The sequence below is a fragment of the Cupriavidus taiwanensis LMG 19424 genome (assembly GCF_000069785.1).
Lineage (GTDB): Bacteria > Pseudomonadota > Gammaproteobacteria > Burkholderiales > Burkholderiaceae > Cupriavidus > Cupriavidus taiwanensis.
Genome location: NC_010528.1, coordinates 1,492,584 through 1,517,605 on the forward strand (window position 1 = coordinate 1,492,584; position 25,022 = coordinate 1,517,605).

At 68.4% G+C, this 25,022-nt stretch carries 21 protein-coding genes; 4 read left to right on the forward strand and 17 right to left on the reverse strand.

All coding sequences use genetic code 11. The features are described from left to right. Positions 1–423 precede the first annotated feature (423 nt). A complete protein-coding gene (locus tag RALTA_RS06890; protein ID WP_012352711.1) occupies positions 424–1,098 on the reverse strand; it encodes an arylesterase in 675 nt (224 codons plus the stop codon). On the opposite strand from RALTA_RS06890, the gene RALTA_RS06895 reads away from it, so the two are divergent. Further along, a complete protein-coding gene (locus tag RALTA_RS06895; RefSeq protein ID WP_012352712.1) occupies positions 1,097–1,795 on the forward strand; it encodes an ABC transporter ATP-binding protein in 699 nt (232 codons plus the stop codon). The genes RALTA_RS06890 and RALTA_RS06895 overlap by 2 nt on opposite strands. An 8-nt stretch (positions 1,796–1,803) precedes the next feature. On the opposite strand, the gene pgi is transcribed toward RALTA_RS06895, so the two are convergent. From pgi to RALTA_RS06945, 10 genes are all read right to left on the reverse strand, one after another. After that, the gene (gene pgi, locus RALTA_RS06900; RefSeq protein ID WP_012352713.1) at positions 1,804–3,447 is read right to left on the reverse strand and encodes a glucose-6-phosphate isomerase; all 1,644 of its coding nucleotides are present in this window, start codon (positions 3,445–3,447) and stop codon (positions 1,804–1,806) included. Positions 3,448–3,675: 228 nt separating this feature from the next. Next, a complete protein-coding gene (locus tag RALTA_RS06905) occupies positions 3,676–5,265 on the reverse strand; it encodes a bifunctional ADP-dependent NAD(P)H-hydrate dehydratase/NAD(P)H-hydrate epimerase (RefSeq protein WP_012352714.1) in 1,590 nt (529 codons plus the stop codon). A 7-nt stretch (positions 5,266–5,272) separates the two neighbouring features. Further along, positions 5,273–6,574, reverse strand: a complete 1,302-nt coding sequence (locus tag RALTA_RS06910; RefSeq protein WP_012352715.1) for a D-amino acid dehydrogenase — start codon at positions 6,572–6,574, stop codon at positions 5,273–5,275. A 36-nt stretch (positions 6,575–6,610) separates the two neighbouring features. After that, on the reverse strand, positions 6,611–7,921 hold the full coding sequence (locus RALTA_RS06915) for a TRAP transporter large permease (protein WP_012352716.1): 1,311 nt from the start codon (positions 7,919–7,921) through the stop codon (positions 6,611–6,613). Next, positions 7,921–8,472, reverse strand: a complete 552-nt coding sequence (locus tag RALTA_RS06920) for a TRAP transporter small permease subunit (RefSeq protein ID WP_012352717.1) — start codon at positions 8,470–8,472, stop codon at positions 7,921–7,923. The genes RALTA_RS06915 and RALTA_RS06920 overlap by 1 nt, the downstream gene beginning before the upstream one ends. A 95-nt stretch (positions 8,473–8,567) precedes the next feature. Continuing rightward, positions 8,568–9,533: a TRAP transporter substrate-binding protein gene (locus RALTA_RS06925; protein WP_012352718.1), complete on the reverse strand. Its 966-nt coding sequence runs from the start codon at positions 9,531–9,533 to the stop codon at positions 8,568–8,570. Between the two features lie 123 nt (positions 9,534–9,656). Beyond that, the gene (locus RALTA_RS06930; protein ID WP_012352719.1) at positions 9,657–11,033 is read right to left on the reverse strand and encodes an amidase; all 1,377 of its coding nucleotides are present in this window, start codon (positions 11,031–11,033) and stop codon (positions 9,657–9,659) included. 135 nt (positions 11,034–11,168) lie between these two features. After that, positions 11,169–12,284, reverse strand: coding sequence for a sensor histidine kinase (locus RALTA_RS06935; protein ID WP_012352720.1), 1,116 nt, complete (start codon positions 12,282–12,284; stop codon positions 11,169–11,171). A 185-nt stretch (positions 12,285–12,469) separates the two neighbouring features. Then, on the reverse strand, positions 12,470–12,685 hold the full coding sequence (locus tag RALTA_RS06940) for a DUF2188 domain-containing protein (protein ID WP_012352721.1): 216 nt from the start codon (positions 12,683–12,685) through the stop codon (positions 12,470–12,472). Between the two features lie 180 nt (positions 12,686–12,865). After that, positions 12,866–13,147 (reverse strand): hypothetical protein, encoded by a 282-nt coding sequence (locus tag RALTA_RS06945; RefSeq protein ID WP_012352722.1) that lies wholly within the window; start codon positions 13,145–13,147, stop codon positions 12,866–12,868. A 495-nt stretch (positions 13,148–13,642) separates the two neighbouring features. Here RALTA_RS06945 and RALTA_RS06950 point away from each other — a divergent pair, with 495 nt between their 5' ends. Both RALTA_RS06950 and purL read left to right on the forward strand, forming a co-directional pair. Beyond that, a complete protein-coding gene (locus tag RALTA_RS06950) occupies positions 13,643–14,233 on the forward strand; it encodes a winged helix DNA-binding protein (RefSeq protein WP_012352724.1) in 591 nt (196 codons plus the stop codon). A gap of 208 nt (positions 14,234–14,441) precedes the next feature. Next, a complete protein-coding gene (purL, locus tag RALTA_RS06955) occupies positions 14,442–18,488 on the forward strand; it encodes a phosphoribosylformylglycinamidine synthase (RefSeq protein ID WP_012352725.1) in 4,047 nt (1,348 codons plus the stop codon). A 150-nt stretch (positions 18,489–18,638) separates the two neighbouring features. Here purL and RALTA_RS06960 read toward each other — a convergent pair whose 3' ends face one another. From RALTA_RS06960 to RALTA_RS06985, 6 genes are read right to left on the reverse strand one after another with little or no spacing between them, the layout of a single operon-like run. Beyond that, complete coding sequence (locus tag RALTA_RS06960) at positions 18,639–18,938, reverse strand: hypothetical protein (RefSeq protein ID WP_012352726.1); 300 nt, start codon at positions 18,936–18,938, stop codon at positions 18,639–18,641. Between the two features lie 42 nt (positions 18,939–18,980). Further along, complete coding sequence (locus RALTA_RS06965) at positions 18,981–19,775, reverse strand: peptidylprolyl isomerase (protein WP_012352727.1); 795 nt, start codon at positions 19,773–19,775, stop codon at positions 18,981–18,983. Between the two features lie 4 nt (positions 19,776–19,779). Beyond that, on the reverse strand, positions 19,780–20,106 hold the full coding sequence (locus RALTA_RS06970) for a BolA family protein (RefSeq protein ID WP_012352728.1): 327 nt from the start codon (positions 20,104–20,106) through the stop codon (positions 19,780–19,782). 49 nt (positions 20,107–20,155) lie between these two features. Continuing rightward, positions 20,156–20,695, reverse strand: a complete 540-nt coding sequence (locus tag RALTA_RS06975; RefSeq protein ID WP_012352729.1) for a septation protein A — start codon at positions 20,693–20,695, stop codon at positions 20,156–20,158. Positions 20,696–20,740: 45 nt separating this feature from the next. Continuing rightward, a complete protein-coding gene (gene msrB, locus RALTA_RS06980) occupies positions 20,741–21,196 on the reverse strand; it encodes a peptide-methionine (R)-S-oxide reductase MsrB (RefSeq protein WP_012352730.1) in 456 nt (151 codons plus the stop codon). Positions 21,197–21,247: 51 nt separating this feature from the next. Beyond that, positions 21,248–22,837: a protein adenylyltransferase SelO gene (locus tag RALTA_RS06985; protein WP_012352731.1), complete on the reverse strand. Its 1,590-nt coding sequence runs from the start codon at positions 22,835–22,837 to the stop codon at positions 21,248–21,250. Between the two features lie 426 nt (positions 22,838–23,263). Here RALTA_RS06985 and RALTA_RS06990 point away from each other — a divergent pair, with 426 nt between their 5' ends. Next, a complete protein-coding gene (locus RALTA_RS06990; protein WP_012352732.1) occupies positions 23,264–24,889 on the forward strand; it encodes a 3-(methylthio)propionyl-CoA ligase in 1,626 nt (541 codons plus the stop codon). The last annotated feature ends 133 nt before the right edge of the window (positions 24,890–25,022 follow it).

Sequence of the window (25,022 nt, forward strand, 5' to 3'; positions counted from 1 at the left end):
GCGTGCGAGCGCAGCGACGCACTCCGTGCCAGTGCGCAAGGCCTGAGATAGGGAGCGCGCGCAGCGCAGCCGAAGGCGTCCCACCAATAACGTGATAGGCAGGCTGCCACCGACCTAAAGTCGGGTTCGTCCATCCGCCCCCGAACGCCAGGCACCTCCCGGTAGCGTCAGCAGGGTCGAACCACCACCATCACGACCGCAAGTCACCACCGCCAGAACCACCAACACCGCCTTGGCCAGCCGCCCAGGCGACGCGCTCTTTGCCTCCTTTCTGTCGCTCGGACAGAAAGGAGGTCGCCGGCTACGCCGGCGAAACAGCAGCGCCCGCCAAGCACAAAGCCGCACCCACCAAGCACGACCAACAAACAATCCGCATCACCCCAAAGGTTCAACGAGCCACTGCCCCGAATAACCCATTTATAGTCACTTCCCAACGCCGCGCTTGAGCAGCGGCTTGAGCTGCGGCCACACCGTATCCAGCAACGCCGGCTGTGCCGCGGCAGTCGGGTGAATACGGTCCGGCTGGAACCAATCCTGCCGCGCAATCACCTGGTCGAGGAAGAACGGCACCAGCCGCACCTTGTATTCCCCCGCCAGCCTGGGATACAGCGACACGAACTTCTCGGTGTAGTCCTGGCCATAGTTAGGCGGGATGCGCATGCCGATCAGCAATACGCTCGCGCCGGCCTTCTGCGCCGTGGTGACAATGTTGCGCAGGTTGGCCTCGGTGGTGTGCAGCGGCAAGCCGCGCAGCGCATCGTTGGCGCCCAGTTCGATCACCACGATGGCCGGACGGTGCCGCGACAGCAGGTCGGGCAGGCGGGTCTTGCCGCCGATGGTGGTCTCGCCGCTGATGCTGGCATTGACGACGCTATAATCGAACCGCTCCTGCCGCAGCCGGTCCTGCAGCAGCGTGACCCAGCCCGCGCCGCGCGCGATGCCGTATTCGGCCGACAAGCTGTCGCCCAGCACCAGCAACGCCGGGGCGGTGGCCTGGGCCGCGGGCTTTGCCTGGGCCTGGGCCGCGACCGGAATCGCCAGCGCCATGCCGGCTGCCAGCAGCAGCCTGCGCCTTTTCCCTCGGATCCCTATATCCATGTCTTCTTCCATTCTTGCAGTCGAATCCCTTGGAAAGACCGTAGCCGACACGACTGGTTCGCTGACGATTTTGCACGACGTGACCTTTTCCGTCACGCCGGGCGAAACGCTCGCCATCGTGGGCGCGTCCGGATCCGGCAAGTCGACGCTGCTGGGGCTGCTGGCCGGCCTGGACCTGCCCAGCGCCGGCACGGTGCGGCTGCACGGCCAGGACCTGTACGCGCTGGACGAGGACCAGCGTGCCGCGGTGCGCGGCCGGCATGTCGGCTTTGTGTTCCAGTCGTTCCAGCTGGTGGGCCACCTGACCGCGCTGGAGAATGTGATGCTGCCGCTGGAGCTGCGTGGCGAAACAGCGCAAGTGCGCGAGCGCGCCGTCGACATGCTGCAGCGCGTGGGCCTGGGCGCGCGCCTGGGCCACTACCCGCGCACGCTGTCGGGTGGCGAGCAGCAGCGCGTGGCACTGGCGCGGGCCTTCGTGGCGCGCCCCGACATCCTGTTTGCCGATGAACCGACCGGCAGCCTCGATACCGCCACCGGCGAAGCGGTGATTGCGCTGATGTTCGAACTGAACCGCGACGCCGGCTCCACGCTGGTGCTGGTCACCCACGACCGCTCGGTGGCGTCGCGCTGCGGGCGCGTGCTGACCATCGACGCCGGTCGCGTGGCCAGCGACGAATGGATCGGCGCCGAGGTCTGATCTGACGGCTAGCTGGCCGCGCCCGCCTTCAGCACCGCGCGGGCACGCGCGATCAGCGCGGCGGTGGAGGCATCGTGCTGGCCGGTGGCCGTGCCGGTCAGTTCGGCCTCGATCGGGCGCGCCAGGATCTTGCCGAGCTCAACGCCCCACTGGTCGAACGAGTTGATCCGCCACACCACGCCCTGCACGAAGGTGCGGTGCTCGTACAACGCAATCAGTGCGCCCAGCACATTGGGCGTCAGGTCCTCCATCAGCAGCGTGTTGCTGGGGCGGTTGCCGTCGAACACCATATGCGCAATGCGCACCTCGTCCTTCAGGCCGCTGGCGCGCAGCTCGTCGGCGCTGCGCCCGCGCATCAGCGCCTCGGCCTGCGCGAAGCAATTGGCCAGCAGCTTGGCGTGATGGCCGGGCAGGCGGCGCGGCGGCACCAGCGGCGCGACAAAATCCACCGGCACCACCTGCGAGCCCTGGTGGATCTGCTGGAAGTAGGCGTGCTGGCCGTTGGTGCCGGCCGTGCCCCACACCACCGGCGAGGTATGCGTGCGGATGCGCTGCCCATCGAGCTGCACGGACTTGCCGTTGCTTTCCATCTCCAGCTGCTGCAGGAAGGCGGGAAACAGCTCCAGCGAGGTCGAGTAGGGCGCCATGCAGCTGGTCGGCAGGTTCCAGAAATTGCGGTACCAGACCCCCAGCATGCCGAGGATCACCGGCATGTTGCGCTCCAGCGGCGCGGTGCGGAAATGCTCGTCCATCGCGTGCCCGCCGGCGAGCAGGTCGGAAAAGGCATCGAAGCCGACCGCCAGCGTGATCGACAGGCCGACCGACGACCACAGCGAAAAACGCCCGCCGATCCAGTCCCAGAACTCGAACATATTGGCCGGGTCGATGCCGAATTCGCGCACCGCCTCGGTATTGGTCGAGACCGCGACGAAATGCTTGGCCAGGTCCTGCTCGGCCACGCCGCTGGCGACAAACCAGGCGCGCGCGCTGCGCGCGTTGGCCATGGTCTCGAGCGTGGTGAAGGTCTTGGAGCAGACGATCACCAGGGTCCGCTGCGGGTCCAGCCGCACCAGGGTCTCGGCCAGGTCGGTGCCGTCGACGTTGGAGACGAAGTGCATGCGCGGCGCGGCATGGCCGTCGGCATCGGCCAGGTGCGACAGTGCGCGGCACACCATGCGCGGTCCCAGGTCGGAGCCGCCGATGCCGATATTGATGACATCGGTGATGCGCTCGCCGGTCGCGCCCTTCCAGGCGCCGCTGCGCACCCGTGCGGAGAAGTCGCGCATGCGTGCCAGCACCTGATGGATGGCCGGCACGACCGCTTCGCCATCGACCTTGAAGGCGGCGCCGGCGGGCGCGCGCAGCGCCACGTGCAGGACCGCGCGGTCTTCGGTGGTGTTGATATGCTCGCCCGCGAACATCGCATCGCGGCGCCGCGTGACGCCGGCCTCTGCCGCCAGCTGCATCAGCAGGCTCATGGTTTGCGGCGTGATGCGGTTCTTCGAGTAATCCAGATAGAGGCCAGCGGCTTCCAGCGAGCATTGTGCGACGCGCTGTGCGCCTTCGCGATCGAACCAGTCGCGCATCTGGGCGTCGCGAAGGGTGTCATGGTGCCGCAGCAGGGCATTCCAGGCGTGAAGGTCAGTGGGCATGCAGGACTAGCGTGCAGGACTAGCGGGGTTGCGGGGGCGCGAGCCGCGTGACGTTGCCGGCTTGCAAGACGGAGCGGTAAGTATATCGCCGCCATCGCGGCATCGGGCCTCGCGGCGGCGCCATATCGTTACCACTTGCAACATAACAGCCGCGGCACCGCACGGGTATCGGTCGTTGTCTGACGGCAGGTGCGGCCCGCGCCGCCGGTATGCGCGCGAACGCGCGCTTCACGCGTTCGCCGCGCTCAGCAACTGGTTGAATATGGCGCGCGCCGGCGCATACAGCTCGCTTGCCGTGACGCCTGCCGGGCCTGTGCCCTGTGCGACCAGCACATCGGCGGCACGGCCGTGGATCCACACCGCCGCCTGCGCCGCGGCCAGCGGCGCCATGCCTTGCGCCAGCAGCGCGCCCAGCATGCCGGCCAGCACGTCGCCGGTGCCGGCGCTGGCCAGCGCCGCGTTGCCGGTCGGGTTCAACGTCCAGGGGCTGCCGTCGGGAGCGGCAATCACGCTGCCCGAGCCCTTCAGCACCACCACGGCCCGCCATTGCGCGGCCAGCGCCGCCGCGGCGGCGGGCCGGTCGCGCTGGATCTCGGCCACCGGCACGCCCATCAGCCGCGCGGCTTCGAGCGGGTGCGGCGTCATCACGGTGGCCGCGCCGCGCGTGGCCAGGGTGCCGGCCAGTGCCGGGTCTGACGCCAGCAGGTTCAGCGCATCGGCATCCAGCACCAGCGGCAGCGTCGTGGCCTGCAGCAGCCGTGCGAACTGCTGGCGGGCGTTGGCATCGGTGCCCAGGCCCGGGCCGATCACCAGCGCCGACATCGACGTGTGCGCCAGCGTGTCGACCGCATGCAGCATCAGTTCCGGATGCAGCGGATCGAGCAGCGGTGCCGGCTGCGCCAGGAAGCCGATATGCACCTTGCCCGCGCCGAGCCATTGCGCGGCCCGGGCACCAAGCAGCGGCGCGCCGGTCATGCCCACGTTGCCGCCGATGACGGCGAGCGAGCCGTGCGTCCCCTTGTTGCTGGCGTGCCGGCGCCGGGGCAGCGCGGCACCGAAGAGCGCCGGGCCATTCACCAGGCCTTGCGGCGTTTCGTGCTGGAGATCGTCCAGGCCGATCGGCGCGATGTCGACCGCGCCGGCGCAGTCGCGCCCGTCGAGCGTGAGCAGGCCGGGCTTGGCGGCAATGAAGGTCAGCGTGCGCTGCGCCCGCACTGCCGGCGCGCCCGCGCCGGTGTCGGCGGACAGCCCGCTGGGAATGTCCAGCGCAAACACGGGCAGCCCGCTGCGATTGAGTTGCGCGATCCACCACGCCATGGGGCCGTCGGCGGGGCGGTTCAGGCCGATGCCCAGCAGGCCGTCGACGATCGCGGTGGTGTCGGCGGGCCAGGGCGCGTCATGCGAGGCATCCCTCTGCGCCATCGCGCGCAGCGGCACGGCCGCGGCCTGCGCCTGCTGCCATGCGGTCGCGGCATCGGCGGGCAGGCGCTGCGGATCGGCCGCCAGCCACACCTGCACCGCGCGGCCGGCACGGTGCAGCAGCGTGGCGGCGACCAGCGCATCGCCGCCGTTGTTGCCAGGACCCGCCAGGAACAACAGCGGTCCGCCGGGCGCATGGCAGGCGAGCCAGCGCGCCGCCGCGGCGCCCGCGCGCGACATCAGCGTGAAGGCCGGCAGCTGCGCCAGCGCGGCGCGCTCGATGCGGCGGATGGCGGCCACGTCGTAGAGCGGCACCGGGCGCGGTGCGGCGGCATCCAGGGCAAGCCAGCCTTCACCATGGGCGGCGGGTGTGAGGACGGTGGCGGCAGAGGGTGTCATGTCGGGCTTATCCGGACGGCCCCAGCCCGTAGCGATCCGGCAGCAGGCCTTCCATGTCGATGTCGGGGCCGCCGTGGCTGGCGCCAGCGCTGGCGGCGATCTGGTCAGCCGCAATCTTGCCTGATCCGCAGCTCATCGCCCAGCCCGTCGAACCATGGCCGAGGTTCAGGAACAGTCCGGGCACGGCGGTGGGTCCGATCAGCGGCGGGCCGTCGGGCAGCATCGGCCGCGCGCCGGCCCATTGCGTGGCCTCGTGGTAGTTGCCTGCCGCCGGAAACCAGTCGCGCGCCACCTTGACCAGCGTGTTCAGCGCGGCGGGGCGCAGGTCGAGCCGGCGCGAGCCCAGCTCCGCCGTGCCGGCCACGCGCAGCCGGTTGCCCATGCGCGTCATGGCGACCTTGTACGATTCGTCCATCAGCGCCCCCAGCGGGGCCTGCAGCTCGTCGCGGATCATTACCGTCACCGAATAGCCCTTGACCGGATACAGCGGCACGCGCAAGCCCAGCGGGCGCAGCAGTGCGGCACTGTCGGCGCCGGCGGCAAGCAGCACGCGCTCGGCGCTCAGCACCTCGGCCGCACCCTGGCCGCCGGGCTGGGACAGTTCCAGCTCCAGCTTGCCGGCGTGGCCCGGCCGGATGCGCGTCACCCTGGTGTCGAAGCGGAACGACACGCCCGCGGCCTGCGCATGCCGGTGCAGCGCGCGCACGAACATCGGGCAGTTGCCGGATTCATCCTCGGGCAGATGCAGTCCGCCGGCCAGCGGCGTGTCCGCGGCCAGGCCCGGTTCGATCTGGCGGCATTCGCCGGCGCTGACCAGCCGGTGCGGCACGTGGTTCTCGCGCAGCAGGGCGATGGCGGGGCTGGCCAGATCCAGGTCGCGCGCGGTGCGGAACAGCTGCAGGTATCCCTGCGACTGCTCGTAGTCGATGTCCAGCTCGCTGCGCAGCCGGTGCAGGCAGGCGCGGCTGTAGAACGCCAGCCGCTGCATGCGCAGCTTGTTGGCGCGGTAGCGCTCGAGCCGGCATTCGCGCAGCCAGCGCGCGATCCAGCGCCACATGGCCGGGTCGGCGGCGGGGCGGAACAGCACCGGCGCCTCGCGCGCGAAGAGCGTGCGCAGGATCTTGGCCGGCATGCCCGGCGCGGCCCAGGGCGTGACGTAGCCGGGCGCGATCACGCCGGCATTGCCGAAGCTGGCTTCCTGCGCCGGCGCGCCGCGGCGCTCGAGCACGGTCACGTCGAAGCCGGCCTGCCGCAGGTACCACGCGGAACTGACGCCGATCGCGCCGGCGCCGATGACGATCACATGCATCGGTCTGGAACCCTCCACGCGAGTCCGTTGCCGTGGCTACCTGACCTCCTGCTGCATGACCATGTCGGGGAGCCAGGTCACCACGGCGGGCCAGATCGTGACGATGGCGATCGCCACCACCATCATCATGAAGAACGGCAGCGAGACCCGCGCGATGTAATTGCTGTCCTTGCCCGTCATGCTCTGCAAAACGAACAGGTTGAAGCCGACCGGCGGCGTCACTTCGGCAATCTCCACCAGCAGCACGATGAAGATGCCGAACCAGACCAGGTCGAAGCCGGCCGCCTGCACCATCGGCAGCACCGTGGCAGTGGTGAGGGCGATCATCGAGATGCCGTCCAGCGCCGTGCCCAGCACGATGTAGATCACCGTCAGCACCGCGATCAGCGCCCACGGCGACAGCTGCAGCGCGGCCACCCACTCGGCCAGCGCGCGCGGGATGCCGGTAAAGCTCATGGTCACCGACAGGAACGAGGTTGCGCCCAGCACGAACATGATCATCGCGGTCAGGCGCGTGGCCGACATCAGGCTGTCCCAGAATGCCGCGCGCGTCAGCGAGCCCCCGGCCCAGGCCAGTGCCAGCGACGCGACCACGCCATAGGCGGCGGCCTCGGTCGCGGTGGCATAGCCGGTCACCATGATCCAGGTGATGAAGGCGATCAGCGCGATGCACGGCAGCAACTGCCGGACCGAGGCCAGCCGGGCGTGCCAGTCGAAGCGCTCCGACGCCGGGGTCTTGTCGGGGTTGGCCAGCGCCCACACCACGATATAGCCGGAGAACAGCAGCATCAGCAGCAACCCCGGGATAAAGCCCGCCAGGAATACGCGGATGATCGACACGTCCGCCGAGACCGCGTACACGACCATCGTGATCGACGGCGGGATCAGGATGCCGAGCGTGCCGGCGCACGACAGCGAGCCCAGCGTCACGCGCTCGTCGTAGCCGCGCCGCGTCAGTTCGGGCAGGGCCGACTTGGCGATGGTGGCGCAGGTGGCCGCCGACGAGCCCGACACCGAGCCGAAGATGCCGCAGCCCAGGATGTTGACGTGCATCAGCCGCCCGGGGAGCCAGCTCAGCCATGGCGACAGCCCGCTGAACATCTGCTCCGACAGCCGGGTGCGGAACAGGATCTCGCCCATCCACACGAACAGCGGCAGCGATGCCAGCGTGTACGAGGCGCTCGATGACCACCAGGCATTGGCCAGGCTGACCATCGCCTCGCGGTCGGAGAATATCACCAGCCCGACCCACGACGTGACCGCGATGGCCACGGGAATCCACGCGCCCAGCGCGAGGAAGACGATCAGTACCAGCAGCAGGATCAGTGCAACCACGACAGTGCTCATCAGACCGTCTCCCCGAAATCGCCGGCGGCAAGCTTGGCTTCCTGGGCCAGCTGGTAGCGCGGCTTCTGCCGGCGCACCACGCGCAGCCATTCATCCGCGACCGCCAGCAGGAAGCCGGTACAGCCCAGCACCGCGAAGCTCTGCGGTATCCACAACGGAATCACGATCTGGCCCTGCGAGACATCGCCGATCTCCCAGCTCTGCCACGCAAAGGTGCCCAGCGCCCACGCCGCGTAGGCGGCAAACACCAGGCACACGGTCAGCGAGACCAGTTCCAGCAGCCAGCGCCGGCGCGGGCCGAGCGCCGACAGCAGCATCTCCACGCGCACGATGCCGCCATGCTGGAAGGTCTGCCCGAGCACCAGGAAGGCGGAGGCGGCGCACAGCCAGGCAACGATATCGTCGCCGCCCTTGAAGATCACCGAGGTTTCGCGCGACAGCGACATCAGGATCATGATCACGCAGACGGCGAGGATGCATAGCGCGCCGAGCGTGGCGAACAGGTCCAGCAGGCGGTCGAGCCAGCGCTTGGAGGAGGGGGCAGTTGGCATGATGGGCGGCGCAAGATGGGAAGGGGCGCCCCGCATGACAGCCGGCGCGGCGGCGATGCAGGGCGCTGGAGATCGGTGGGCGCGGGTCCGCGGGCCTACTTGCGGTAAGCGTCGAGGATGGCCTTGCCGTCAGGGCCCGCGCTCTTGGCCCAGTCGTCGACCATGGTCTGGCCGAGCTTCTGCATGTCGGCCTTGAGCTGCGGCGACGGTGGCTGCACCGTCATGCCGTTCTTGGCCAGCGTGGCGAGGTATTCACGGGTCTTTTGCTCGGACACCTGCCAGCCGCGCTTCTCGGCGTCGGCGACGGCCTTGAGCAGCGCGTCCTGGGTGGGCTTGTCCAGCGCCGCGAAGGCCTTCTTGCTGACCACCAGCATGTTCTTGGGCAGCCAGGCATCGACGGCATAGAAGTACTTCACGCTCTCCCACACCTTGGTGTCGACGCCGGTCGCCCCCGACGACATGAAGGAGTTGACGGTGCCGGTGGCCAGCGCCTGCGCCAGGTCGGCGGCCTGGATCGTGACCGGCTGCGCGCCGACCAGCTCGGCGATGCGCGAGGTGGCGGGATTGTAGGCGCGCCACTTCAGGCCCTTCATGTCGGCGGCCGAGTTGATCGGCTTGTTGGCATAGATGCCCTGGGGCGGCCAGGCCACCGCGTACAGCAGCTTCAGCCCCTGCTTGTCCAGCACCTTCTCCGTGACCGGGCGCGAGGCCTGCCACAGCCGGTAGGCATCGGCATAGCTGGTGGCCAGGAACGGCACCGCGTCGACACCGAACACCGGGTTCTCGTTGGCCAGCAGCGACATCAGGATCTCGCCCATCTGCACCTGGCCGGTCTGCACGCCGCGCTTGATTTCGTTGGCCTTGAGCAGCGACCCGTTCGGATGCAGCACGATCTTGAGCTTGCCGCCGGTGGCCTTGTCGACGTCGCTGGCCATCTGCTGCAGGTTCTCGGTGTGCAGGTTGGCGACGGGATAGCCGGTGGGCAGGTCCCACTTGGTCTCCGCCTGTGCCGCCACGGCGGCCAGCATCAGCGTGGCCGCGATCATTGCCTTGACTCGCATCTCGATCTCTCCTGGTGTGCGCGCGGGGGCGCGGTTGTACAGCGGGTTGCGTACTACCTGGTGCCACGCGCAGGCCCGGCTCCCGGACGCGCGCGGCGCAAGATCAACGGCGCGGCGGCGGGCTCAGTCGTCGCGCGCCGAGGGCTGCACGATGGGCTGCACGATCCGTTCCAATGCAAGGGCCGTGCCGAGCAGGCTGGCGTCGCGCATCGGCCCGTGCGACAGCATCAGGCCCACCGGCAGCTCGTCCGGCGCGTGGCAGGGCATCGATACCGAACAGCCGTCGAAGAAATTGAAGGCGGAGGTATTGCGCAACAGCAGGGCATTGACGCGGAAGAAGTGCGCGTCATCGGTGCGCAGCGGCGCGATCTCGGGCGCCACCATCGGCACGGTCGGGCAGACCACCGCGTCGAAACCGTCCAGCCGCGCTTCCATGCGGGCGATCCAGTCCAGCCGCGCGCGGCCCAGGTCGATATAGTCGGCGGCGCTGATGCCAGCGCCGCGGTCGATGCGCGACGCCACGCGCGGGTCGTAGCGGTCGCGGCGGGCAGCCAGCGTGTGGCGGTGGATGGCATAGGCCTCGGCCGCGCTGAAGCCGCCGTGCGCGTTCAGCGCGGCAAGTTCGCCGAGTTCGGGCAGGTCAACATGCTCCAGCCGCACGCCGGCGGCCGACAGCCGGCCCAGGGCGCGGTCGAAGGCGCGCGCCACCACGGGGTCGAGATCGTCCAGCAGCAGCTGGCGGGGGATCGCCAGCCGCGTCGCGGCGGCGTCGGTCACGCGCGGCAGCACCGCGCTGTCGGCGATCACGCTGTCCACCGCGATGCAGTCGCTGACCGTGCGCGCCATGGCGCAGGCGGTGTCCAGCGTGTACGACAGCGGGAAGGCGCCGGCCAGCGGCACGCGCCGCGCGGTGGGCTTGAACCCGGTAATGCCGCACAGCGCGGCCGGGATGCGGATCGAGCCGCCGGTGTCGCTGCCCAGCGCGGCCACCGCCAGCCCCAGCGCCACCGATACCGCGGCGCCGGACGACGACCCGCCCGGGATGCGACCGGGCCCTTCGCCGCCGGCCGGATTGGCGGGCGTGCCGTAATGGGGATTGATGCCTACGCCCGAGAACGCGAACTCGGTCATGTTGGTGCGGCCGATCAGCGCTGCCCCGGCCGCGCGCAACCGCGCCACCACGGGCGCGTCGGCGGCGGCCGGCGCGGCATCGGCGCGCACCACCGAGGCGGCACGGGTGATCTCGCCGGCCACGTCATACAGGTCCTTGACCGAAACCGGCAGGCCCGCCAGCGGATGCAGCGCCTTGCCGGCACGGCTGGCGGCATCCGCGGCGCGTGCCACCTGGGCGGCGGCGTCGAAGGTGCTGTGCAGGAATACGGCCTCGGCCGCCGGCGTGGCCGCGCGGGCCGCGGCCTGCTCCACGATCTGGGCGCGGCTGGTGGTGCCCTCGCGCAGGCGGGCGTTGAGGGTATCGAGGTCGGGAAGCATCAGGGGCATGGGTCTGCAAATGGGAGGCGGAGGCGCGCGCGGCGGGGCGGCCCGGGAACCTCAAGGGTAGCAAGAAGCCCTGCAAGGCGACAGGTAGGGATGGCCTCAATGTGACGGCCCGCAGGCCGCTGGTAGCGCCGCCGGCTAGGGCTGGCGCGGCAGCCTTACCTCGAACACGGTGCCGGCGGCATCGGAGCGGGCTTCGATCAAGCCGTGGTGGGCCTTGGCGATTTCGCTCGCGATATACAGCCCGAGCCCCAGGCCGGGGGCGTTCTTGTCGTCCGGATCGTCGCCTCGCTTGAGCGGGTCGAAGATCTGGCTCATCGTTTGCGGATCGATCGGCGGGCCGCTGTTCCAGACCGCGGCACGGACCTCCGCATCGTCGCCGCTCACGACAACCCGGACCGGCGTGTCCGCCGCGCCGTACGTGACCGCATTGGTCACCAGGTTGGAAAGCAGCTGCTGCAGCCGCGCGCCGTCCCAGGCGCCCTTCAGGTTGCCATGGGCGGTGAATTCGATGCGGTGGCCGGGGTGGGCGGCGCGCAGCTGGTCCACGGCATCGCCAAACACCTGTGCCAGGTCGATCGCGGCGGGCGCGATGTTGATGCCCAGGCCAAGCTTGGTCCGGTTGAAATCGCACAGGTCGTCCAGCAGCGCATTCATGCGGGCGCCGCTGCGGATCAGCCGGGTCGCGGCTTCCGACACCTTATCCCCGGCGTTCAGCGCGGCCAGGAACTGGGCGGTGGTCTGGATGGTTTGCAGCGGGCTGCGCATGTCGTGCCCCAGCATGCCGAGCAGCAGGTTGCGCGCCTGCTCGACCTGCGCATCGAAATACCCGACGGATTCCGTGACGGCCTGGTCGATGGCCTCGTTGAAGCGGATCATGTCGTCGAAATCCGATGGCCCCGGTTGGCCGTCATCGATCCACAGCCGCAGCACGCTGGCACGCAGGGCCCGGTATTCGCTGACCATCTGGTTGATGTTGAAGCCATGGCGTGCCCGCAGCAGCGCGTGGGTCTGGGCCGCGGTTGCCGGAGCGCCGGGCGGGTGGGGCAACCGCCCCATCGACTTCTCGCGCTGGACGTGGCGCGTTTGCGGCGTCGACAAATCCTTGACGACGGCATGCAGGATCTGCTGCGCGTGATCGCGCAGGGCCGGTGCATCCATGTGTCTTGCGGCCGGCATGATGGTGGCGGCAAACGCCTCCCATTCCGTCAGGATGCGGCTCATGTCGCGCAAGATGAATTCAGCAAGTCGCATGTGTACTCCGGCAGGATTGTGCGAACCCGTCTATGCCCCTCGTCCAGAAATATCTTACGCGATTGTGGGCCCGGCCCCTGAGCGCCAGGGTCATGGACGCGCAGAGGCGCGATGACAGCGCCCGTGACAGCAAGTGCTGTAGCGGTCATCGGGAGGCTGCGCAGGGCAGGCGACAGGCCGCGCTGTCAGCCGTGCGATTCCTCGGGACCGACGGTCGCGCGCAGGCGCAGGCCACCGTCGTGGCGATGGATATGCAGTTCGCCGTTCTCCCGCATGGCCTGTGCCCACCCCGCCGAGATCGCGTCCTCGAGCGTCGGGAACCGTTGCGGTTGCGGCATGCTCTCGGTGTCCAGCGCCCAGCCGGCGTCGAGCGGTGTAACGCGAATGATTCGCGCTTGCATATTGCCTCCCGGATCCGGGCAAAAAAGCGCCCGCTACGTGTAGCGGGCGGTCGAAGCCGAATGGGTGAACGCATCCGGCAGTGCGATATTCCCGCGCCGCGCTCGCCATAGCATATCCCCACTCAGGAGGTAGCGTGGCAGCAATGCATCACGTCTTGATGCTTCCGCATCGAGCCTGCCTCAGGCGGGTTCCGCGCGGTAGGCAGACCAATAATAGTGGCTGTGCCGGTTATGGCGCGCGAGCTTCTTCACGATAAAGAGCCGGACCGTGCCGAGATGGCCGGCCTCGACCAGGACCTCATGGTGGTTGGGCGCCTCCGCCGTGGCGCGCGGCAGCGCCTGCAGCGCGGCGGCGACATGGTGCCCCTGCACCTGCGCGAGGATGCCGTTCGCCCCCGGCGCCAGGTATTCGGGCGCTGCAGCCGGCAGATGGCAGCCGGCGGCCCGTTTGCTGTTGCCCATGCTTACCTCCGCCCTGGCACGATACGCACGCCGTCGCGGCAGACCTCGATCTGCGGCTGGTGGCCATAGGCGCGCAGCAGCCGGACATCGCTCCGGGCGGACGCGGGAATGTCCTGGCGGCAAGCCAGGGCACTACGGCTGATGTGATAGGGGCCGCAAGCGGGGCAGAGGTAGAGATAGCCGCGGGGCGCGGCGCGCGTGCGCTCGGCAGCAGCGCCGCAGAGGGGGCAGTTTGCAGGTTCGGGCGACATCGGGGGCTCGGATGGATACTGTATGGATATACAGTATAGCGTCTTCGGCCGGTCTGAGAAGCGTTCTGGAACGCCATCAGGCTGTCGGGTATCGCAGGCGGGCTGGCCGGCCGAAATGTCGTTTTATTCGTGGTAATTCACCGATAAACTGTCATGCCACAGGCGGCTGCCCCCGGCTGGGACCCTGCAATAATCGCCCCCCGGATGCCGCAAACACCGGCCGCCATTGAAAGGAATCTTCTCCATGTCACCCAAGTCCGCCGAAAGCGCGCACGCTGCCGGGGCCGCCGAAGCCGCCGCCGGCAGGCCCGCAACCACCCTGTCGCGTGCCGCCGGCGCGAATATCGTGTCGTCGTCGCACCTGGTGTCGGTGCGCAGCCCCGAGTTGTCGGAATTCGAGTTCGGCCTGAACACGGCCTACAACGCCTACAGCCGCTGGGTGGTGCGCTGCATGGGCGCCGCCGGCGTACGCGACCTGACCTTCCTGGACGTGCTGGTCCTGCACCACGTCAACCACCGCGGCCGGCCCAAGCGACTGGCCGATATCTGTTTCGTGCTCAACGTGGAAGACACACACCTGGTTACCTATGCGCTGAAGAAGCTGCAGGGGCTGGGACTGGTCAGCGGAGAGCGGGTGGGCAAGGAGGCGACGTACTCGACCACCGAGGCTGGTGCCGAGGCGTGTTCGCGCTACCGCGAGATCCGCGAGCAATGCCTGACCAGCAATTTCACCGCGGGCAGTGAGGAGAATGCCGAAATCGGCGAACTGGCCCGGCTGATGCGCGTGCTGACCGGGCTGTATGAGCAGGCGGCGCGGTCGGCAACGTCACTCTGACCCTCGCAGCGCCTGAAAGTGATGCATAAGCGTTATCACGATCGGGGCTGACACAGCGGGCCCGTGATGTCGCAGTGCAAAAAGCGGGTGCCGGCAAGGTACAATAGCGGTTTCCCGCCAGCCGGCACCCCATGCAGCGGTGCCGAGCATGCAGCAGCCCCTAGGCCCCTACAGGCTTTACCTCCACGCCTCCCTGACCGCTACGATCATGGCGCATTTCTCGTGCTTCCCCGGCGCTTTGGCGCTTTCCGCCTTCCGTCAGCAACGCCTGCTCACCGCTCTGCGGCAGATCGATGCCGATATCGAGTCCGTGCATGGCCAGTTCCTGCATTTTGTTGACGCGCAGACGCCGCTGTCGGCCGACGACCAGTCGCGCGTGGCGGCGCTGCTGACCTATGGCGCACCGTTCGCCGAGCAGCCCGAGGGCGACCGCTTCGTGGTGATCCCGCGTTTCGGCACGATTTCGCCGTGGGCCAGCAAGGCCACCGACATCGCCCATAACTGCGGCCTGACGCATATCCACCGCATCGAGCGCGGCATCGAGATCACCGTGATCTGCAAGAAGGGCCTGCTGCGCGGCCGCAAGTCGCTGGACGCGGACACCCGCGCCGCCGTCGCCGCGCACCTGTTCGACCGCATGACCGAGACCGTGGTCGCGTCGCGTGACGATGCCGCCGGCCTGTTCCAGGAGCTGCCGGCCAAGCCGCTGCGCTTTATCGACATCTCGGCCGGGCGCAGCGCGCTGGCCGCCGCCAACGTCGAGATGGGCCTGGCGCTGTCCGAGGACGAGATCGACTACCTGGTCGACGCCTATGCAAAGCTGGAGCGCAACCCGACCGACGTCGAGCTGATGATGTTCGCGCAGGCCAACAGCGAGCACTGCCGCCACAAGATCTTCAACGCCACCTGGACCATCGACGGCGTGCAGCAGGACAAGTCGCTGTTCGCGATGATCCGCAACACGCACCAGCTCAATCCGCAGGGCTCGATCGTGGCCTACTCGGACAACTCGGCGGTGATGGAAGGCGACGTGGCCGAGCGCTGGTTCCCGCGCGGCACCGACCACAAGTACGGCCGCCACGAGGCGCTGACGCACACGCTGATGAAGGTGGAGACGCACAACCACCCGACCGCGATCTCGCCGTTCCCGGGCGCCTCCACCGGCGCCGGCGGTGAAATCCGCGACGAAGGCGCGACCGGCCGCGGCGCCAAGCCCAAGGCCGGCCTGACGGGCTTCACGGTGTCCAACCTGATGCTGCCCGATGCGGTGGAGTCCTGGGAAAACGACCGCGACGCGGCCCAGCCGGTGGCGCACCGCAACCCCGACGACAAGCCCGGCGTGACCGGCAAGCCGGATCGCATCGCTTCGCCGCTGCAGATCATGATCGACGGCCCGCTGGGCGGCGCCGCGTTCAACAACGAATTCGGCCGCGCCAACCTGGGCGGCTACTTCCGCGTCTACGAGCAGAACGTCGGCGGTACCGTGCGCGGCTACCACAAGCCGATCATGATCGCCGGCGGCATCGGCAATATCGATGCCTCGCACACGCACAAGAACCCGCTGCCGGCCGGCACGCTGCTGATCCAGCTGGGCGGCCCGGGCATGCGCATCGGCATGGGCGGCGGCGCCGCGAGCTCGATGGCGACCGGCACCAACACCGCCGACCTGGACTTCGATTCGGTCCAGCGCGGCAACCCCGAGATGGAGCGCCGCGCGCAGGAAGTGATCAACGCCTGCTGGCAGCTCGGCGATGCCAACCCGATCCTGTCGATCCACGACGTCGGCGCGGGCGGCATCTCCAACGCCTTCCCGGAACTGGTCGACGGCGCCGGCCGCGGCGCGCGCTTCGACCTGCGCCAGGTGCACCTGGAAGAGTCGGGCCTGTCGCCGGCGGAAATCTGGTGCAACGAGTCGCAGGAGCGCTATGTGCTGGCGATCGCGCCGGACAGCTTCCCGCAGTTCCAGGCCATGTGCGAGCGCGAGCGTTCGCCGTTCGCCGTGGTCGGCATCGCCACCGAAGAGAAGCAGCTGCAGCTGGTCGACGCCAGCGTCGACGCCGCGCTCAAGGAACACTACGCGGTCAACATGCCGATGGACGTGCTGCTGGGCAAGCCGCCGCGCATGCACCGCGACGTCAAGCGCGTCGAGCAGCCGCTGCCGGCCGTCGACGTGACCGGCATCAGCCTGGAGCAGGCCGTGCGCGACGTGCTGCGCCACCCGACCGTGGCCAACAAATCGTTCCTGATCAGCATCGGCGACCGCACCGTGGGCGGCATGAACGCGCGCGACCAGATGGTTGGCCCATGGCAGGTGCCGGTGGCCGACGTGGCCGTGACCACGCTGGACTACAAGGGCACCGCGGGCGAGGCGATGACCATGGGCGAGCGCACGCCGCTGGCCGTGATCGATGCCCCGGCCTCCGGCCGCATGGCAATCGGCGAGGCGCTGACCAACCTGGCGGCCGCGCCGGTCAAGGACCTGGGCAAGGTCAAGCTGTCTGCCAACTGGATGGCTGCTTGCGGCGTCGAAGGTGAAGATGCGAAGCTGTACGACACCGTGCATGCCGTCGGCATGGAGCTGTGCCCGGCGCTGGGCATCAGCATCCCGGTGGGCAAGGATTCGCTGTCGATGCGCACCAAGTGGCAGGACAACGGTGTCGACAAGGAAGTGGTCGCGCCGGTATCGCTGATCATCTCGGCCTTTGCCGCGGTGGACGACGTCAACCGCACGCTGACGCCGCAACTGCGCACCGACGCCGGCGACAGCGTGCTGATCGCCGTCGACCTGGGCCGCGGCAAGAACCGCATGGCCGGCAGCATCCTGGCGCAGGTGACGCAGCAGGTGGGCGACAGCGCGCCGGACGTCGACAATGCAGAAGACCTGAAGAACTTCTTCAACGTGATCCAGCGCCTGAACCGCGAGGGCAAGCTGCTGGCCTACCACGACCGTTCCGACGGCGGCTTCATGGCGACGCTGGCCGAAATGGCGTTTGCCGGCCACTGCGGCGTGTCGCTGAACGTCGACATGCTGGCGCTCGATCCGCAGCAGGAGCAGGACTACGGCGACGCCAAGAACTGGGCCCAGCAGATCGCCGAGCGCCGCAACGACCAGACCCTGCGCGCGCTGTTCGCGGAAGAGCTGGGCGCGGTGGTGCAGGTGCGCATGGAGGACCGCGACGCCGTGTTCGCGGTGCTGCGCGAAGCGGGGCTGTCCGCATGCAGCCATGTGGTGGGCAAGCCCAACACCACCGACCAGGTCGAAATCTATCGCGACGCCAAGAAGGTGTTCGGCGCCTCGCGTACCGACCTGCAGCGCAACTGGAGCGAAGTCAGCTGGCGCATCGCGCGCCTGCGCGACAACCCCGCCTGCGCCGACAGCGAATACGACCGCCTGCTCGACGCCGCCGACCCCGGCATCAGCCCGGTGCTGACCTTCGATCCGGCCGAAGACATCGCTGCACCGTTCATCGCCACTGGCGCGCGTCCGCGCGTGGCGATCCTGCGCGAGCAGGGCGTCAACTCGCAGATCGAGATGGCGTACAGCATGGACCGCGCCGGCTTCGACACGCACGACGTGCACATGAGCGACCTGATCGCCGGGCGCGCCAACCTGGCTGACTTCAAGGGCTTCGTCGCCTGCGGCGGCTTCAGCTACGGCGACGTGCTGGGCGCGGGCGAGGGCTGGGCCAAGACCATCCTGTTCAATGCGCAGATGGCCGAACAGTTCGCGGCCTTCTTCAATCGCCAGGACACCTTCGCGCTGGGCGTGTGCAACGGCTGCCAGATGATGAGCAACCTGGCCCCGATCATCCCGGGCGCCGGCGCGTGGCCGAAGTTCACGCGCAACCAGTCAGAGCAGTACGAAGCGCGCTACGTGACCGTGGAAGTGCAGTCGTCGCCGTCGATCTTTTTCGCCGGCATGGAAGGCAGCCGCATCCCCATCGTGGTCGCGCACGGCGAAGGGTTTGCCGACTTCTCGCAGCAGGGCAATATCGACCAGGCCCATGTGGCGCTGCGCTTTGTCGACAACTACGGCGCGGTCACGCAGACCTATCCGCTCAACCCGAACGGCTCGCCGGACGGCATCACCTCGGTGACCACCGTCGACGGCCGCTTCACTGTGCTGATGCCGCACCCCGAGCGCGTCTTCCGCGCCGCGACCATGAGCTGGGCGCCGGACGCATGGAAGCAGGTCGCCGACGGCGGCAGCCCGTGGATGCGGATGTTCCGCAATGCGAGGAAGTGGGTGGGGTAAGGCTCCGCGCCAGGGGAACCGACTTCTGGCGGTTTAGCCTCTCCTGATTGCGGGGAGGGGCGGGGGTGAGGGCCGGCGCATCAACGAAGCCCGGCGCCGCCCCCGAACCCACCATCCCGATACGCACCCGCCTGCGCCCCAAGGCCGGCGTCAGGCCGCAGCCACTCCCCGCGGCCTCGAACTCCACGCCACATACGCATACGTCAGCATCCGCGCGCCCTCATCATGGCGCGCGGGCGCCAGCGCGCCGCTGGCCAGTTGATAGGCCACGACGGCATGCAAGGTCTTTTCCGGGGAATACCGATCCCGCAAGGGGAGGTGGGGATGGAGCCGGCGCCAGCCGGGGGCGGCGCCGTCCAGGGTCGCCCAGGCCAGTGCGCAATAGCACAGGCCCCGGGACGAGAGATGCCAGAGCTGCCAGTAGCGGCCGGTCGTGTGCACGCGCTGCATCCTGAATGGCTGCAGGGCCGGCGGGGGCGACCGGCCCGCGGCTTACTGGATCCTGGCCTTGTCCTTCAGGGACTTCATCATGGCCTGGAACTGCTCGCGTTGCCAGTTCTGGTCGCCCATCAGCATCTGCGTCAGCTGCGGCTTCACTTCTTCGAACGACGGGATCTTGGCGTCGCGCACGTCGACCAGCTCGATAATGTGCCAGCCAAACTGGGTCTTGACCGGGGTGTCGGTCATCTGGCCCTTCTTCAGGCCGGTCATGGCCGCGGAGAACTCGGGCACGTAGCTGCTGCTGTTGGCCCAGTCCAGGTCGCCGCCGTTGGCGGCCGAGCCCGGGTCCTTCGACGCGGCCTTGGCCTGGTCCTCGAACTTGGCGCCGCCCTTGATCTTGGCGATGATGGCCTTGGCGTCGGCTTCCTTTTCCACCAGGATATGGCGGGCATGGTATTCCTTGCCGTTGCCGAACTGCGACTTGATCTTGTCGTACTGCTTGCGCAGCTCGGCGTCGCTGGCGCCGTGGGTCTTGACGTAGTCTTCGAACACCGCACCGGCCAGCACGTTCAGGCGCGCCTGTTCCAGTTGCTCCTGCACGTCGTCGCGCTGGGTCAGGCCGCGCTTGTTGGCTTCCTGCACGAGCAGTTCGCGGTCGATCAGCATGTTGCGCGCGCGCGTGCGCAGCTCCGGGCTGTCGGGCTGGCCGGTGCCGGCGATCAACTTGTCCAGCTTTGCCGACGGAATGGCCTTGCCATTCACGACGGCGGCATTCTGGGCGATGGCCGGCAGGCTGCCGGCAGCAAGCACAGCCGCCAGGCTGAACGAGAGGACGGTGGTCTTCATGGAATCAGGTCTGAGAGTTGCTGGAAGAATCGCGTGAGGATGCGAGGGATTGTGCGCGGGATTGGTACTCTTGGTCGGTGAACGCAGTCACGGCGAGGGCGTGGATCTGCGTGGGGAACAGACCGCGCAGCGCATCATACACCATGCGGTGTCGGGCAACCCGGTTGTGACCCGCAAAGCGCTCGCTGACGATTGTCACGTCGTAATGTCCGCCGCCGGACGCGGCGCCGGCGTGTCCGGCGTGCAGCGCGCTGTCGTCGCGCACGGCCAGGTGGCTGGGGGCGAGCGCTGTGCGCAGCATTGCCTCGATCGTGGCGGGATCGGCTGCCATCAATGGTTTCCTTCGGTTCGTGGGGGCGGAACGGGGCGGGGCGCCGCCGTCAGTCCTGGGTGTTTTCGGGCATGTGGCGCGACAGCCAGACGCTTTGCGCGACGATGAAGACCAGCATCAGCCCCATGCTGCCGAACAGCTTGAAGTTGACCCAGGCCTCGGTCGAGAACTGGTAGGCCACGTACAGGTTGAGCACGCCCATGGCGGCGAAGAAGCCGGCCCAGGCCAGATTCAGGCGCGCCCACACCGGATCCGGCAGGGACACCTGCTTTTCCATCATGGCGCGGATCAGGTTCTTGCGCCACACCAGCACCGAACCCAGCAGCGCGGCCGCGAACAGCCAGTACAGCACGGTCGGCTTCCACTTGATGAAGGTCTCGTTGTGCAGCACCAGCGTGGCGCCGCCGAAGACCGCGATGATCAGCAGGCTGACCCACTGCATCGGCTCGACCTTGCGGTGGCGGAACCAGACCCAGCCGATCTGCAGCACCGTGGCGCCAATGGCCACGGCGGTGGCGGTGTAGATGTCGGCCAGCTTGAAGGCGGCAAAGAAAAGGATGACCGGGAACAGGTCGAACAGGAATTTCATGCGGGTCCAGGTTGTGTCCGGCGTCCGGGCCGGACCATTCAGGCATCAGGGCTGCGGGTCGCGTTTGGGTGCGCCGCCAGCGTGGGCATCATCCGCCGCACGCTGATCCGGGTCGCGATCGTCGAATTTTAGCGCAGCCGAGTTGATGCAATAGCGCAGCCCCGTCGGCGCCGGGCCATCCTCGAACACGTGGCCCAGGTGGCTGCCGCATTCCTTGCAGCGGACTTCGATGCGCGTCATGCCGTGGCTATGGTCGACATGCTCGGCAATGACCTCGCCGTTGATCGGGCGGAAGTAGCTGGGCCAGCCGCAGCCGGCGTCGAACTTGGTGGCCGATTCGAACAGCGGCGTGCCGCAGCCCACGCAGTGGTAGATGCCCTGGTCCCAGTGGTCCCAGTAGCGGCCGGTGAACGGGCGCTCGGTGGCGGCTTCGCGGGTCACGCGGTATTCGATGTCAGAGAGTTGTGCACGCCACTCGGCGTCGGTCTTGGTGGTGGTCATGGTTGTCCTCGCGGTGTTCCCTTGGAGTAGATGGCCGGTCAGGCACAGTCGTCAAGACGAGCAGCTGACCTCCAGCCCCGCGGCCCAGTCCGGCGGCAGCGCGGCGTAGTGCTCGGCCTCGGGCTGTTCGTCGAACGGGCGCGACAGCACCGCCAGCAGCCGCTCGACCTCGCTGAAGTCCTTGCCGCGGGCCTGGCGGATGGCGGTCTCGGCCAGGTGATTGCGCAGCACGTATTTGGGGTTGACCGCCAGCATTTCCAGTTCGCGGGCGGCATCGTGCGATTGCTCGGTGCGCAGGCGCACGCGGTAGTCGGCCACCCAGGCATCGAAGGCGGCCCGGTCGAGGAACAGGTCGCGCACGGGACCATCGCGCGAGGCGTCGGTCGACGAAATGCGGCACAGCCTGCGCCAGAACAGGGTGTAGTCGACGCGCTGGCTATGCAGCAGCTGGAACAGGCTGGTCAGCAGCGGCTCGTCGGCCTTGTCGTCGCCGCCGACGGGCGGGCGCAGGCCCAGCTTGGCGCGGTAGTGGCGGAAAAACGCCGCGGCGTAGCGGTCGCGGAACGGGTCCAGCGCGGCGCGCGCGGCTTCGACCGCGGCATCGCGCGCGCTTTCCTGGTCGGCCTGCGCGGGCGGCAGCCACAGCGGCAGCAGCGCCTGCGCCAGGCAATGCAGGTTCCAGAACGCCACCTGCGGCTGCTGGCTGTAGGCGTAGCGGCCCTGCGTGTCGGAGTGGTTGCAGATGTGGTTGGCGTCGAACGCGTCGAGGAAACCGAACGGGCCGTAATCGATGGTCAGGCCCAGGATCGACATATTGTCGGTGTTCATCACGCCGTGGCAGAAGCCCACCGCCTGCCAGTGCGCGATCAGGTCGGCGGTGCGCAGCGACACCTCGCGCAGCAGCGCCTGGTAAGGCTGGCTGTCGTCGCGGCAGGCGGGCATGAAGTTGTCGATGACGAAGTCGGCCAGCTTGCGCAGCGCGGCTACGTCGTCGTGCGCGGCGAAATGCTCGAAGTGCCCGAAGCGTATGAACGTGGGCGACAGCCGGGTCACGACCGCGGCGGTCTCGATGGTCTCGCGCCGCACCGGCGCGTCGGAACCCATGATCGACAGCGCGCGCGTGGTGGGCACACCCAGCGCCGCCATCGCCTCCGAGCAAAGATACTCGCGGATCGACGAGCGCAGCACCGCGCGCCCGTCCGCCATGCGCGAATAGGGCGTCAGGCCGGCGCCCTTGAGCTGGATTTCCCACGGGCCGGTATCTGTCTGCGCCTGCGCCAGGCGGATAGCGCGGCCGTCGCCGAGCTGGCCGGCCCAGACCCCGAACTGGTGTCCGGAATAGACCGTCGCCAGCGGGTCGGCCCAGTCCGGCACCTGGTTGCCGATGAAGGTCTCGACGAAATCTTGCCGGCCGCCGATGCTCGCGTCCCAGCCGAGCAGCGCCGCGGCAGCGGGCGCCACGCTCACCAGGTAAGGCGACGGCAGCGGGGTGGGAAGCAGGCGCGTGAAGAACTGCGGGCCCAGGTCGGCAAAGCCGGGCGCCGTAGGGAAGGGCGCGGGCAGCGTCGCCGGCATGGCCGTGGCGGGAGCGGCGGCGCGAGGGCCGGGTTGGGTGGCGTGCAGCGGGGGCGTATCTGGCATCGCGTAGGGGCGCTCGGGCGCCAGGTGGCTGTGCGCTTTCGGTGCGCTCGGCGCGGTGCCGCGGCACGCGTGTCAGGCGGTGCGGCGCGGCATGCAGAAGGCACGAAAATGCGATGGTGGCTAGGGAAAACGACATGTTGAGGTGCAACATGCCACGCAGTATTGTACGTCCTCAACGGCACGAGACCGCGCCCAGCCGGACATGCCGCCATGCACCGCAAGGTTATTTCCCGCCTTCACTGAGCCCATGAATCCGGTGCATGGACTTCCGCAGAATTGCGGCCCCGACGACAGCAACGCGACGACAGTACGGCAGTGCACGACCGGATCGGCTCCTTGCCGATGCCATACATGCGAACGACCGTCCAAAAATAGTACGGTTGTTCGTTTTTCGGTGGAACAGAACAGCATTCAGGAGGCAGGTTCATGGCATTGATGGGTCAAATGATGAGCGCACCGCTGCTCATTTCCTCCATCATCAAACACGCCGCGCGTTATTACGGCAGCACCGAGATCGTCTCGCGGCGCACGGAGGGCGACCTGCATCGCTATACGTACCGCGATTGCGAACTGCGTGCCCGCAAGCTGGCGCAGGCGCTCGGCGCGCTGGGCGTGAAACAGGGCGAGCGTGTCGGCACGCTGGCCTGGAACGGCTACCGCCACCTCGAGATCTACTACGGCGTGTCCGGCATGGGCGCCGTCTGCCATACCGTCAACCCGCGCCTGTTTCCCGAACAGATTGCCTATATCGTCAACCACGCGGAAGACGGCTATGTCTTCTTCGACCTGACCTTCCTGCCGCTGGTCGAGGGCGTGGCCCCGCATTGCCCCAACGTGCGCGGCTGGGTGGCGATGACCGACCGGGCGCACATGCCGGCCGAGTCCAAGGTGCCGCTGCTGTGCTACGAAGAACTGCTTGACGCGCAGGACGGCAATTACGAATGGCCGCAGTTCGACGAAAACCTTGCGTCGAGCCTCTGCTACACCTCGGGTACCACCGGCAATCCGAAGGGCGCGCTGTATTCGCACCGCTCCACGGTGCTGCACTCCTACGCCTCGGCGATGCCGGATGCGCTGGGCTGCTCTGCCAGCGACGTGATCCTGCCGGTGGTGCCGATGTTCCACGTCAATGCCTGGGGCCTGCCGTATTCGGTGCCGCTGGTCGGCGCGAAGCTGGTGCTGCCCGGGCCCAAGCTGGACGGCGCCTCGCTCTATGAACTGTTCGAGCAGGAGAAGGTGACGTTCTCCGCCGGCGTGCCGACGGTGTGGCTTGGCCTGCTGCAGCACATGCAGGCGAACCAGCTGAAGTTCTCCACCTTCCGCCGCACCGTGATCGGCGGTTCGGCAGCGCCGCCGGCGATGATCCGCGCGCTCGAGGCGCTGGACGTGGAGGTGATCCACGCCTGGGGCATGACCGAGATGTCGCCGCTGGGCACGGCGAGCAAGCTGCTGGCCAAGCACCACGACCTGCCCGATGCCGAGCGCCACAAGATCCAGGAAAAGCAGGGCCGCGTGATCTACGGCGTCGACATGAAGATCGTCGACGGCGAGGGCAAGGAACTGCCGTGGGATGGCAAGGCCTTCGGCGACTTGCTGGTGCGCGGGCCGTGGATCATCGACCGCTATTTCCGCAATGATGCCAGCCCGCTGGTCGACGGCTGGTTCCCGACGGGCGATGTCGCCACCATCGATGCCGACGGCTTCATGCAGATCACCGACCGCAGCAAGGACGTGATCAAGTCGGGCGGCGAATGGATTTCGTCGATCGATATCGAGAACGTCGCCGCCGCGCATCCCGCGGTGCACATGGCGGCCTGCATCTCCGCCTACCACCCCAAGTGGGACGAGCGCCCGCTGCTGGTGGTGGTGAAAAAGCCTGGCGCCGAAGTCAGCCGCGAGGAACTGCTGCAGTTCTTCGAAGGCAAGGTCGCCAAGTGGTGGATTCCGGACGACGTGGCCTTTGTTACCGAGATTCCGCTGACGGCCACGGGCAAGATGCAGAAGCTGCGGCTGCGCGAGCAGTTCAAGGACTACAAGCTGCCGACCGCCTGAGGCCGGCACGCCGGCATCCGGTACGCCGGCCCCGCTTGCGGCACGGCGCTGCCGGGGCCGGCCGCGCGGCGCGAATGGAGGGCGCCACGCGGCCGGCCGCATCGACGACATCGAACGACAAGCCACGACAAGA